The organism is Pseudomonas sp. FW305-28, from assembly GCF_017351395.1.
Lineage (GTDB): Bacteria > Pseudomonadota > Gammaproteobacteria > Pseudomonadales > Pseudomonadaceae > Aquipseudomonas > Aquipseudomonas fluorescens_AA.
In genome coordinates, this window is record NZ_JACNDD010000159.1 from 1 (window position 1) to 14,414 (window position 14,414).

The following is a 14,414-nucleotide window of genomic DNA, read 5'->3' on the forward strand; positions in this document are numbered from 1 at the left end:
GCTCGCTCCCACAGGGGGTGGGGTTGGCGTTAAGACATTGGTGTTGGATCAGGAGGGGGGCTGGCTCGACGGTTATGCCGGCGAGGCGCCGGCGACGCGCTTGGATGCGGAGCACTTGGCCTACGCCATCTACACCTCGGGTTCCACCGGCAAGCCCAAGGGCGTGATGGTGCGTCATGAAGCGCTGGTGAACTTTGTCGCCAGCATGGCCCGTGAACCGGGCATCGCCGCCCGTGACCGGGTGCTGTCGCTGACCACGTTCTCGTTCGACATCTTCGGCCTGGAACTCTACGGCGCACTGTTGAGCGGTGCCTGTGTGGTGCTGGTGGACAAGCAGAGTGCCCACGACCCCGAGGCGCTGCTCAAGACCATCGACCGGCAACAGGTCAGCGTGGTCCAGGCCACGCCATCGACCTGGCGCATGTTGCTCGACCACCCGGCGTCCGGTTTGTTGGCCGGGCGCAAATGCCTGTGCGGTGGCGAGGCGTTGGCCGAGGACCTGGCCGAGCGGTTGCTCGATGTCGCCGGCGAGGTCTGGAACCTGTATGGCCCGACCGAAACCACCATCTGGTCGGCGGCCTACCGCTTGACTCAAGAGCACCGCGTGCCGTACCTCGGCCGGCCGATCGCCAACACGTCGCTGTACGTCGTCGGCGATCATTTCGCGCCGAACCCGGTCGGGCTGATCGGCGAACTGTTGATTGGCGGCGACGGCCTGGCGCGGGGTTACCACGACCGGGCGGCGCTGACCGCCGAGCGATTCCTGCCGGACCCGTTCGGCAATGGCACGCGGGTGTACCGCACCGGTGACCTGGCGCGCCAGCGTGGCGACGGCGTGATCGAGTACATCGGCCGGGTCGACCATCAGGTGAAGATCCGCGGCTTCCGCATCGAACTGGGGGAAATCGAAGCCTGCCTGCTGGCCCAGGAAGCGATCCGCGAAGCCGTGGTGGTGCCACAACCCGGGCCGGGCGGCCTGCAGTTGGTGGCGTACCTGGTGGCCACCGATCCAGAGACTGCCGAACCCACGGCCCTGCGCGAAGCCCTCAAGGCGCAGCTCGCGCCCTTGCTGCCCGACTACATGATGCCGGCGCACTGGCTGCTGCTCGAACGCTTCCCGTTGACCCCCAACGGCAAGCTCGACCGCAAGGCCCTGCCGCTGCCGGACGCCCAGCAACTGCTGCGTGCCTACGTGGCGCCACAGGGCGCCCTCGAACAGGGCATCGCCGACATCTGGCAAGACGTGCTCAAGCTCGAACGGGTAGGGCGCGACGACAACTTCTTTGAACTGGGTGGGCATTCCCTGCTGGCGACGCAAGCGACGGCGCGCCTGCAAATGGAACAGGGCGCCGCGGTGCCCCTGGACTTGCTGTTCAGCACCACGTCCCTGGCCGACTACGCCGCACAACTGGCGGCCCACCTGACCCCTCACTCCAGCGCAGACCTGAGTGAGATGCATGACTTCCTGGCAGACCTGGAGACCCTTTGAATGACTCAGCTCGATAACCTGTCTCTGGTTCAGCGATTCATCCGTTTACCGCTCGCCCAACGGCAAGCGTTCCTGCACAAGCTGCACAGCAAAAACATGAGCTTGGCGACGTTGCCGATCCCGGCGATGCGCGACGAGTTCGAGACCCTCGACCTGTCCTACGCCCAGGAGCGCCAGTGGTTCCTCTGGCAACTGGACCGCCACAGCGCGGCCTACCATGTGCCCACGGCGCTGCGCCTGCGCGGCGCTCTCGACCTGCCTGCGCTGCAACGCAGCTTCGACGCCTTGCTGGCCCGTCACGACGTGCTGCGTACGGTGTTCGTCGACAGCGCACAAGGGCCCCGACAAGTGGTGCAGGCGCGTTTGAGCCTGGCGATCGAGCCGGTGGTGGTGTTGGATGAGTCCGCGCTCACAGCCCTGATCGATGACGAAATCGCCGGGCTGTTCGACCTGCAGCAAGGGCCACTGCTGCGGGTCAAGCTGCTGCAACTGGCAGCGGACGACCATGTGCTGGTGCTGACCCAGCACCACATCATTTGCGATGGCGCGTCCGCTCGGATCATGGTCAACGACCTGGTCCAGCTCTACGCTGCCCACCGCAGCGGTCAGGCGCCGACCCTGGCAGCCTTGCCGATCCAATACGCCGACTATGCGATCTGGCAGCGCAAATGGATGGAGGCCGGTGAGCTGGAGCGGCAACTGGCCTACTGGACCGAACGGCTGGGCGATGGCGGCGAAGTCCTGCCGTTGCCGACGGACCGCCCGCGCCCGGCGGTACAGAGCCATCGCGGCGCACGCCTGGACCTGCGCTTCGACGCCGGGCTGACCCAGGGCCTGAAGCACTTGGCCCAGCGCGAAGCCTCGACACTGTTCATGGTCTTGCTGGCGTCGTTCCAGGCCTTGTTGCACCGCTACAGCGGCCAGTCGGACATCCGCGTCGGCGTGCCGGTCGCCAACCGCAACCGCCCGGAAACCGAGGGCCTGATCGGCTTTTTCGTCAACACTCAGGTGCTCAATGCCCAGGTGCAGGGCGACCTGCCTTTCGAGCAATTGCTGGCCCAGGTCAAGCAGGCTTCGCTGGGGGCGCAAGCCCATCAAGACCTGCCGTTCGAGCAGTTGGTGCAGGCACTGGCGCCGCAGCGACAGGCGAGCCACAGCCCGCTGTTCCAGGTGATGTTCAACCACCAGAGCAGCGGCGCGGCTCAAGCCCTGCAATTGCCGGGGTTGCAGGTCGAGAGCCTGGATTGGCGTTCCCACACCGCCCAGTTCGACTTGACCCTCGACACCCACGAGACCGACGGTGAGCTGGCCGCGTCCCTGAGCTACGCCACCGACCTGTTCGACGCCAGCACCGTGCAACACATGGCCGAACACTGGCTGAACCTGCTGCACGGCATCGTCGCCGACCCCCGGCAACGCATCGGTGAACTGCCGCTGCTGACGGCGGCCGAGCAACAGCAACACATCGCCCAGTGGAATCCGGCGCCGCGCAGCTTCCCGGGCGAGGCGTGCCTGCATCAGCGCATTGCCGAACAGGCGCGTTTGCGTCCTGATGCCGTCGCCTTGCGTTGCAACGCCCAAACCCTGACCTACGGCGAGCTCAACGCCCAGGCCAACCGCCGCGCCCATCAGTTGATCGCCCACGGCGTCGGCCCGGATGTCCTGGTGGGATTGGCCGCCGAGCGCGGTTTCGACATGCTGGTGGGGCTGCTGGCGATCCTCAAGGCCGGCGGTGCCTATGTGCCGCTGGACCCGACTTATCCCCAGGATCGCTTGGCCTACATGATGCAGGACAGCGGCATCCGCTTGCTGCTGACTCAAGCGGTCCTGGTCGATCAATTGCCAGTGCCGGACGGCGTGCAGACGCTGCTGTTGGACGCCGACGTCAGCGCCTTTGCCGACAGCGATCCTCACGTAGTGATGGACGCGGCGAACCTCGCCTACGTGATCTACACCTCCGGTTCCACCGGCAACCCGAAGGGCACCTTGCTGCCGCACCACAACGTGCTACGCCTGTTCGAGGCCACCGAGCCGTGGTTCCAGTTTGGTCCGCAGGATGTCTGGAGCCTGTTCCATTCCTACGCGTTCGACTTCTCGGTGTGGGAAATCTTCGGCGCGCTGCTGCACGGTGGCGAGTTGTTGATCGTGCCCTACGACATCAGCCGTTCACCGCAGCAGTTCCACGAACTGCTCTGTGAGGCCGGGGTGACCGTGCTCAACCAGACGCCTTCGGCGTTCAAGCAATTGATGCATGAGGCCTGCGCCGACTCACGAAGCAACGCCCTGCGCTACGTGGTGTTCGGCGGCGAGGCCCTGGACGTCAAGGCCCTGCGCCCGTGGTTCGACAAGTACGGCGACGCGGCCCCGCAATTGATCAACATGTACGGCATCACCGAAACCACCGTGCACGTGACCTACCGACCGCTGTCGCTAGCGGACCTGGAACAGGACGCCAGCAGCCCCATCGGCGAGCCGATTGCCGACCTGTCGTGGTACCTGCTGGACGGCGACCTCAACCCCGTGCCGAAAGGCTGCATCGGTGAGCTGTACGTCGGTCGCGCCGGCCTGGCCCGTGGCTATTTGAACCGTGGCGACCTCACTGCGTTGCGCTTCATTCCCGATCCGTTCGGCGACAGCGGCGCACGCTTGTACCGCACCGGCGACCTGGCGCAGTACCGCAGCGATGGGGTCATCGAGTACGTCGGCCGCATCGACCATCAAGTGAAAATCCGCGGGTTCCGCATTGAGTTGGGCGAGATCGAAGCGCGCCTGAACGCCCTGGCGGCGGTGCGCGAAGCGCTGGTATTGGCCCAGGAAGGGCCGAGCGGCCAGCAACTGGTGGGCTATGTAATCCCGGCAGATCCCCGCGAGGAGCAAGCCGGTTTGCGTGACCGGATCAAGACCCAGCTCAAGGCCGATCTGCCGGACTACATGGTGCCGACGCACCTGCTGTTCCTCGAGCAATGGCCGCTGACCGCCAACGGCAAGCTCGACCGCAAGGCCTTGCCGAGCGCCGACGCCAGCCAGGTCCAGCAGGATTACGTGGCACCGCAAAGTGAGCTGGAACAACAGATCGCGGCGATCTGGCAGGACGTGCTCAAGGTGGAGCGGGTAGGGCTTAGCGATAACTTCTTCGAACTGGGCGGCCATTCGCTGCTGGCGACACAGATGGTCTCGCGCATTCGCCAGGCCCTCGGCCTGAACCTGCAACTGCGCCAGTTGTTCGAGAACGCCAGCCTTGAGGCCTGTGTGGCCGCGCTGGTGGACAGCGACGTGGCGCGGCCGGCGAGCATCCCGCGTCTTTCCCGGGACCAGCCGCAACGGCCACTGTCCTACGCCCAGCAACGCCAGTGGTTCCTCTGGCAGATGGAGCCCCACAGCGCGGCGTACCACATTCCGGCGGCGCTGCGGATTCAGGGCGCCCTGGACCTGCCGGCCTTGCAACAGAGTTTCGCCGCCCTGGTGCAGCGCCACGAGAGCCTGCGCACTACCTTCGTCCAGGTCGATGAGCAAGCGTTCCAAGTCATTCACGGGCAGATGAACCCGGTAGTGATTCCGCAGGTTCTCGACGGCGGCAATGAACAGATCCAGGCCTTCGTCCGCCAGCAGATCGCCCAGCCATTCGACCTGCAAAACGGCCCGCTGCTGCGGGTTGGCCTGTTGCGGGTGGCGGCCGACGAGCATGTGCTGGTGCTGACCCAGCACCACATTGTCTCCGATGGCTGGTCGATGCAATTGCTGGTGCAGGAGCTGATCCAGGGTTATGCCGCGTACAGCCAGGGTGAGTCCCCAGCATTGGCCGAGCTGCCGATCCAGTATGCCGATTACGCGGTGTGGCAGCGTCAGTGGATGGACGCCGGCGAGCGGGAAAAACAACTGGCGTACTGGACCGATGTGCTGGGGGGCGAGCAGCCGTTGCTGGCGCTGCCCACCGACCGACCGCGCCCGACCCGGCAGAGCTTTGCCGGTGCACGCCTGGCTATCGACCTGCCCCAGGCCCTGGGCCAACAGCTGCGACAACTGGCCCAGCGCGAAGGCAGCACGTTGTTCATGGTCTTGCTGGCGTCGTTCCAGGCCTTGTTGCATCGCTACAGCGGCCAGTCGGACATTCGTGTCGGCGTGCCGATCGCCAACCGCAACCGAGTGGAAACCGAAGGGCTGATCGGCTTTTTCGTCAACACCCAGGTGCTCAAGGCCGAGGTCGATCCGCAGCAGCGTTTCAGTGCGTTGCTGGCGCAGGTCAAACAGGCGGCCATCGACGCCGAGGCCCATCAGGACCTGCCGTTCGAGCAACTGGTCGAGGCGCTGCGGCCTGAGCGCAACCTGAGCCACAGCCCGTTGTTCCAGGTGCTGTACAACCACCAGAGCGTTGCTCGCCAGGCACTGCCGGCGTTGCCCGGGCTGGTCATCAAGGCCCAGGACTGGGAAAGCCAGACCGCCCAGTTCGACCTGACCCTCGACACCCTGGAAGCCGAGGGTGAACTCGGTGCGGCGCTGACCTATGCCACTGACTTGTTCGACGCCAGTACTGTGCAACGCCTGGCCGAACACTGGCTGAACCTGCTGCACGGCATCGTCGCCGACCCCCGGCAACGCATCGGTGAACTGCCGCTGCTGACGGCGGCCGAGCAACAGCAACACATCGCCCAATGGAACCCGGCGCCGCGCAGCTTCCCGGGCGAGGCGTGCCTGCATCAGCGCATTGCCGAACAGGCGCGTTTGCGTCCTGATGCCATCGCCTTGCGTTGCAACGCCCAAACCCTGACCTACGGCGAGCTCAACGCCCAGGCCAACCGCCGCGCCCATCAGTTGATCGCCCACGGCGTCGGCCCGGATGTCCTGGTGGGATTGGCCGCCGAGCGCGGTTTCGACATGCTGGTGGGGCTGCTGGCGATCCTCAAGGCCGGCGGTGCCTATGTGCCGCTGGACCCGACTTATCCCCAGGATCGCTTGGCCTACATGATGCAGGACAGCGGCATCCGCTTGCTGCTGACTCAAGCGGTCCTGGTCGATCAATTGCCAGTGCCGGACGGCGTGCAGACGCTGCTGTTGGACGCCGACGTCAGCGCCTTTGCCGACAGCGATCCTCACGTAGTGATGGACGCGGCGAACCTCGCCTACGTGATCTACACCTCCGGTTCCACCGGCAACCCGAAGGGCACCTTGCTGCCGCACCACAACGTGCTGCGCCTGTTCGAGGCCACCGAGCCGTGGTTCAACTTTGGCGCGGAGGATGTCTGGAGCCTGTTCCATTCCTACGCGTTCGACTTCTCGGTGTGGGAAATCTTCGGTGCCTTGCTCCACGGCGGTGAACTGTTGATCGTGCCGTACGACATCAGCCGTTCGCCGCAGCAGTTCCACGAACTGCTCTGTGAGGCCGGGGTGACCGTGCTCAACCAGACGCCCTCGGCGTTCAAGCAGTTGATGCATGAAGCCTGCGCCGACTCACGAAGCAACGCCCTGCGCTACGTGGTGTTCGGCGGCGAGGCACTGGACGTCAAGACTCTGCGCCCGTGGTTTGACAAGTACGGCGACGCGGCTCCGCAATTGATCAACATGTACGGCATCACCGAAACCACCGTGCACGTGACCTACCGTCCGCTGTCGCTGGCGGACCTGGAACAGGACGCCAGCAGCCCGATTGGCGAGCCGATTGCCGACCTGTCGTGGTACCTGTTGGACGGCGATTTGAACCCGGTGCCGAAAGGCTGCATCGGTGAGTTGTACGTCGGTCGCGCCGGCCTGGCCCGGGGTTACCTGAACCGTGGCGACCTCACTGCGTTGCGCTTCATCCCCGATCCGTTCGGTGAAAGCGGCGCACGCTTGTACCGCACCGGCGACCTGGCGCAGTACCGCAGCGATGGCGTGATCGAGTACGTCGGCCGCATCGACCATCAAGTGAAAATCCGCGGGTTCCGCATTGAGTTGGGCGAGATCGAAGCGCGCCTGAACGCCCTGGCGTCGGTGCGCGAAGCGCTGGTGTTGGCCCAGGAAGGGCCGAGCGGTCAGCAACTGGTGGGCTATGTGATCCCGGCAGATCCCCGCGAGGAGCAAGCCGGTTTGCGTGACCGGATCAAGACCCAGCTCAAGGCCGAGCTGCCGGACTACATGGTGCCGACGCACCTGCTGTTCCTCGAGCAATGGCCACTGACCGCCAACGGCAAGCTCGACCGCAAGGCCTTGCCGAGCGCCGACGCCAGCCAGGTCCAGCAGGACTATGTGGCACCGCAAAGTGAACTGGAGCAACAGATCGCGGCGATCTGGCAGGACGTGCTCAAGGTCGAACGGGTTGGTCTGAGCGATAACTTCTTCGAGCTGGGCGGCGACTCGATTGTCTCCATCCAGGTGGTCAGCCGCGCCCGTCAGGCGGGCATCCGCTTTACTCCCAAGGACTTGTTCCAGCACCAGACTGTGCAGACGCTGGCGAGCGTCGCCCAGACCGGTGGACAGGCGCCGGGCATCGATCAGGCGCCGAGCCAAGGGTCGACGCCACTGTTGCCGATCCAGCAGGCGTTTTTCGCCGAGGCGATTCCCGAGCGTCACCACTACAACCAGTCGGTGTTGCTGAAACCGGCCAGCCCGTTGCAAGCATCCGTGGTGGAGCAGGCCTTGCAGGCGCTGGTGCTGCACCACGACGCCTTGCGTTTGTCCTTCAATGAAACCGCCGAAGGTTGGCGCGCCGAGCACCGTGAGGTGGCCGCGCAACAACAGGCTTGGGCGGACAAGGGTTTGCTGTGGCAGCGTGAGGTGGCCGATGCCAGCGCGTTGGAAACCCTCGCCAATCAGGCCCAGCGCAGCCTCGACCTGCATGCAGGGCCACTGTTGCGCGGCGTCCTGGCGACCTTGGCCGATGGCAGCCAACGCCTGTTGCTGGTGGTTCATCACATGGCGGTGGACGGCGTGTCGTGGCGGATTCTGTTCGACGACTTGCAAACCGCCTACCAGCAACTGCTCGCCGGCCAAGCGCTGCAACTGCCGGCCAAGACCAGTTCGGTCAAGGTGTTCGCCGAGCAGTTGCAGGCCCATGCGCGTAGTGCGCAACTGCAGCAGCAATTGGCCTACTGGCAAGGGCAACTGCGCGACGCGCCGACCGACCTGCCGTGCCTCGACCCCGAAGCGACCGGGCAAAACCGCGAGGCCGTCACCGTTCACACGCGACTGGATGCGCACTTGACCCGGCAGTTGCTGCAAGAGGCGCCAGCGGCCTATCGCACCCAGGTCAACGACCTGCTGCTCACAGCACTGGCCCGGGTGATCTGCCGCTGGACCGGCCACGACAGCCTGTTGCTCCAGCTCGAAGGCCATGGCCGCGAAGAGCTGTTCGCCAATGTCGACCTGACGCGCACGGTGGGGTGGTTCACCAGCCTGTTCCCGGTCCGGTTGTCGCCGGCCGTGGAGCTGGCGGATTCGATCAAGTCGATCAAGCAAGGGCTGCGGACGATTCCCGACAAAGGCGTGGGCTTCGGTGCCCTGCGCTACCTGGGCGACGACGCCAGTCGGGCGGCCCTGGAGGCGTTGCCGGTGCCGCGCATCACCTTCAATTACCTCGGCCAGTTCGACGGCAGTTTCGATCAGGCCCAAGGTGCCTTGTTCAGCCCGGCCAGCGAAAGCGCCGGCGACGAGCAAAGCCCGCTGACCACCCTGGGCAATTGGCTGACGCTCAACGGCCAGGTGTTCGATGGCGCGCTGCGGTTGGGCTGGACGTTCAGTGCGCAGCAGTTCGAACCGGCGACCATCCAGGGCTTGGCCGATGACTACGCCCATGAGCTGGCGCTGTTGATCGCCCATTGCTGCGACCCGACGAGCCAGGGCATGACGCCGGCGGATTTCCCCCTGGCCGGCCTGACCCAGGCACAACTCGATGGCCTGGCGTTGTCGGCACGCGGGGTGGAAGACCTTTACCCACTGGCGCCGATGCAGCAGGGCATGTTGTTCCACAGCCTGTACGAAGCGGGCAGCGGCCAGTACATCAACCAGATGTGCCTGGACATCGAAGGCCTCGACCCACGGCGTTTCGAGGCGGCCTGGCAAGCGGCGGTCGATGCCCATGACAGCCTGCGCAGCAGTTTTATCTGGCAGGGCAGCGAGCGCCCGGTGCAAGTGGTGCACAAGCAGGTGCGCGTGCCGTTCACCTCGCTGGACTGGAGCGCCCGTGCCGATGTCGGCCAGGCCCTGGCCGAACTGGCGGACGCCGAGCGCGAGCAGGGCTTCGACCTGGCCTGCGCTCCGTTGCTGCGCCTGGTGCTGGTGCGCACCGCTGAGCAGCGTTATCACCTGATCTACACCCATCACCACATCCTGATGGACGGCTGGAGCAACTCCCAGTTGCTCGGCGAGGTGCTGCAACGCTACGACGGCCAGGCCTTGCCACGCCAGGCCGGGCGGTATCGGGACTACATCGCCTGGCTGCAAGGCCGCGACGCCCAGGCCAGCGAAACCTTCTGGCTGGAGCAATTGCACAGCCTGGAGGCGCCGACCCGTCTGGCCGAGACCCGTGTCGCTCCGCTGCAATCTACGGCGGAAAGCAGCCACGCCAGCCACTATCACGACCTGACGCCCCAGCAGACCCAACGCCTGAGCGAGTTCGCCCGCCAGCAGAAAGTCACCCTCAACACCGTCGTCCAGGCGACCTGGCTGTTGCTGCTGCAGCACTACACCGGGCACGCCACCGTGGCCTTCGGCGCCACCGTGTCGGGACGTCCGAGCGAGCTCAAGGGGGTTGAGCAGCAGATCGGCCTGTTCATCAACACCTTGCCGGTGATCGCCAGCCCGCGCCCGGAGCAGGCGGTGAGCGCACTGTTGCAACAGATTCAGGGCCAGAACGTGGCCTTGCGCGAGCACGAGCACACGCCGCTGTTCGAGATCCAGCGCTGGGCCGGGCAGGGCGGTGACGGTCTGTTCGACACCTTGCTGGTGTTCGAAAACTACCCCGTGTCCCAGGCCCTGCAAGAGCAAGCGCCCTCGGGCTTGAGCTTCGGCAGCGTGGCCAGCCAGGAACAGACTAATTTCCCGTTGACCCTGGCCGTCAATCTAACTGACATCCTGAGCCTGCACTTCACCTATGCCCATGCTGCTTTCCCTACACACACCGTCGAGCGCCTGGCTGAGCAGGTGGCACACGTGCTCGCGCAGATGGTGAGCCTGCCGGCCGGCGGTTGCGTGGGCGACATCCAATTGCTGGACACGGTGGCCCGCGACAGGCTGCTGCACGACTGGAACGCCACCTCGGTGGTGGAACCGCCTCGGCGCCCGATCCATCAATGGATCGAGGCCCAGGTCCGAAGCACCCCCGACGCGGTCGCCCTGGTCAGCGAGCAGGAGACGCTCACCTACGCCCAGCTCAATGCCCGGGCCAATCGCCTGGCCCATGGCTTGATCGAACGCGGCATCGGCCCCGACGTGCTGGTGGGCCTGGCGCTGTCGCGCAGCGTGCAGATGGTCGTCGGCTTGCTGGCGGTGCTCAAGGCCGGCGGCGCCTACGTGCCACTGGACCCGGCCTATCCCCGGGATCGCCTGGCGTACATGGTCGAGGACAGCGGCATCGCCTTGCTGCTCACCGAGACCGATGTGCTGCCGCTGTTCGGCGACGCTGCCGTGAACGCGCTGCTGTTGGATCAGCCTGGGCAATGGCTGGCCGGCTACAGCGAGCGCGACCCAGGCGTGGCCATCGACGGCGATCACCTCGCTTATGTGATCTACACCTCCGGCTCCACCGGCAAGCCCAAGGGCGTGACCCTTCGCCATGCCGCCCTGAGCAACCACATGGCGTGGATGCAGGGTTGCCTGAAACTGACGGCCGCCGACCGCGTCCTGCAAAAAACCGCGATCAGTTTCGATGCCTCGGTCTGGGAGTTCTGGCTGCCGTTGATGAGTGGCGCGCAACTGGTGCTCGCCAGCCCGCACCTGAACCTCGACCTGACCACCCTCTGGGCCGACGTGGCGCGGTGGCGCATCAGCGTGCTGCAAATGGCGCCCTCGCTGTTGCAGGCCTTGCTGCCACTGGCGACCCGCGCGCAACTGGCCTCCCTGCGCCTGCTGCTGTGCGGTGGCGAAGCCCTCAGCGTGCACCTGTCGCGCCAGGTCATGGCGCTGTTCGATGGCGAACTGCGCAACCTGTATGGCCCGACCGAAGCGACCATCGACACCAGCAGCCATGCCGTGGTGCGTGGCAGCGAAGACGACGCCGAGCGGATCATCGCCATTGGCCGTCCCATCGATAACGTGCGCACCTACGTGTTGGATGCGGCGTTGCAGCCTTGCGCCGTGGGCGCCGTCGGCGAGTTGCACATCGCCGGTGATTCCCTGGCCCGTGGTTACCACCAACGACCGGCACTGAGCGCCGAACGCTTCATTCCCGATCCGTTCGCGCCAGCCCCGGGCGGCCGCCTGTATCGCACCGGTGACCTGGCCCGTTATGGCGCCGACGGGGTGATCGAGTACCTCGGCCGGATCGACCACCAAGTGAAGATCCGTGGCCTGCGCATCGAGTTGGGGGAAATCGAAGCGCGCCTGCAGGCCGATGCCGATGTGCGCGATGCGGTGGTGCTGGCGCGGGACGACGTGAGCGGGCCGAACCTGGTGGCCTATCTGGTCGGCCAGGACAGCCCTCTTGACCAGGGCAGCCTGGGCGACCGACTCAAGGCGCGACTGGCGGCCCAGGTGCCGGACTTCATGGTGCCGACCCATTGGGTCTTCCTCGACCGCTTGCCGCTGACCCCCAACGGCAAGCTCGATCGCAAGGCCTTGCCGGCACCGGACACCCGTGCCCTGCAACCGGCATACCTGGCACCGCAGAGCGACCTCGAATGCCGGGTCGCGGCCATCTGGCAAGACGTGCTCAAGGTCGAGCAGGTCGGGCTTGGCGACGACTTCTTCGAGCTGGGCGGGCATTCGCTGCTGGTGGTGAGCGTGGTCTCGCGCCTGCAACTGGAGCTGGGCCTGACCTTGACCCCGCAACTGATTTTCCAATTCCCGGTACTCGGCGCGTTCGTGGCGCAACTCGAGCCTGCCGGCGAACCCATGAGTACGTCGAAATTGAGCAAGCTTGAAGCGCTGCTCGATGAATTTGAGGAGGTTTGATGGACACCGCTGTCGCACAACGTATTGCCAGGCGCTTCATAACGCTGCCGCTGGAAAAACGTCGCTTGTACTTGCAGAAGATGCTCGAAGAGAACGTTTCCCCGGCGAACCTGCCGATCCCGCCTGTCAGTGCCGAGTTCGACACACTGTCGTTGTCTTTTGCCCAGGAGCGCCAATGGTTCCTGTGGCAGTTGGACCCCGACAGCGCGGCCTACCACATGCCCACGGCCCTGCGCTTGCGCGGGCCGCTGGACATCGCTGCGCTGGAGCAGAGTTTCACCGCGTTGGTGGCCCGGCACGAGAGCCTGCGCACCACCTTCCAGACCCATGGCGAGCAGGTGGTGCAGCAGGTACATGCGGCGGCGCCAGTGCGTTTGCAGGCAGACACCCTGGAACAGTTGCCGGACGAGATGCAGCTGCGCCAGTTGATCGAAGGGGAAACCCGCCAACTCTTCGACCTGCAACAGGGGCCGCTGCTGCGCACGCGCCTGCTGCGGTTGGCGGCGGATGATCATGTACTGATCGTGACCTTGCACCACATCGTGGCCGATGGCTGGTCGATGCAGGTGATGGTCGAGGAACTGGTCGACGGCTACGCCGCCTTCAGCCAGGGCCGCGCGCCGCAATTGCCGGCGCTGCCGATCCAGTACACCGACTACGCCATCTGGCAGCGGCACTGGATGGAAGCGGGCGAGCGCGAGCGTCAGTTGGAATACTGGACCGCACGTTTGGGCGGCCAGCAGCCGATGCTGGAGCTGCCGACCGATTTTCCGCGTCCGGCGGTAATGAGCTATCGCGGCGCGCGGCTGGAACTGGCCATCGACGCGGCACTGGCCGGCGATCTCAAGCACATGGCCCAGCGCGAAGGCGTCAGCCTGTTCATGCTCCTGCTGGCCTCGTTCCAGGCGCTGCTGCATCGCTACAGCGGCCAGAACGATATTCGCGTCGGCGTGCCGACGGCCAACCGCAACCGGGTCGAGGCCGAGCGCCTGATCGGCTTCTTCGTCAACACCCAGGTGCTCGACAGCGATGTCCAGAGCCAGGATTCGTTTGGCGCCTTGCTGCAACAAGTGAAACAGACAGCCCTGGGCGCCCAGGCTCACCAGGAACTGCCGTTCGAGCAACTGGTCGAGGCGTTGCAGCCTGAGCGCAACCTGAGCCACAGCCCGCTGTTCCAAGTGATGTTCAACCACCGGACCCAAGGCCCGGCGGGCGAGGGGCCGGTCGGCGCGTTGAAGGTCGAGGAACTGCGCTGGGATTCGCATACGGCGCAATTCGACCTCACCCTGGAAACCGTGGAGCACAGTGAAGGGCTTTCGGCAGGGCTGATCTATGCCACCGACCTGTTTGGCGCCGAGACAATCGCGCGCATGGCCGGGCATTGGCAGAACCTGTTGCGGGCGATCGTGGCCGACCCGGCGCAGCGCATCGGTGAATTGCCGTTGCTCGACGCGGCCGAGCGCCAGGCCCAGCTCGACAACGGCCAGCGCACCCCGACGCCGGCGCCCGAGGCGGGTTTTGTTCATCAACTGTTCGAAAGACAAGCGGCGTGCACCCCGGACGCCCCGGCACTGGTGATCGACGGCGAGCGCTGGAGCTACGGCCAACTCAATGCCCGGGCCAATCAGTTGGCGGGCAAGCTGCAGAGCCTCGGCGTGGGCCCCGATGTCCTGGTGGGCATTGCCGTGGAACGCAGCGCGCACATGCTGGTGGGCCTGCTGGCGATCCTCAAGGCCGGCGGCGCCTACCTGCCGCTGGACCCGGCGTTCCCCCAGGACCGCCTGGCCTACATGATCGAAGACAGCGGCATCGAGCTGCTGCTGACCCAACGTTCATTGCTCAACCA

Annotated in this window: 3 protein-coding genes; all 3 read left to right on the forward strand. The window is 65.6% G+C overall.

Annotated features, from left to right (window positions below):
• The coding region (locus J4E53_RS26060) for an amino acid adenylation domain-containing protein (protein ID WP_310650542.1) at nucleotides 1–1,489 on the forward strand (1,489 nt) is incomplete at its 5' end.
• Complete coding sequence (locus tag J4E53_RS26065) at nucleotides 1,490–12,568, forward strand: non-ribosomal peptide synthetase (RefSeq protein WP_207268212.1); 11,079 nt, start codon at nucleotides 1,490–1,492, stop codon at nucleotides 12,566–12,568.
• The coding region (locus tag J4E53_RS26070) for a condensation domain-containing protein (protein ID WP_207268213.1) at nucleotides 12,568–14,414 on the forward strand (1,847 nt) is incomplete at its 3' end. The genes J4E53_RS26065 and J4E53_RS26070, both read left to right, overlap by 1 nt.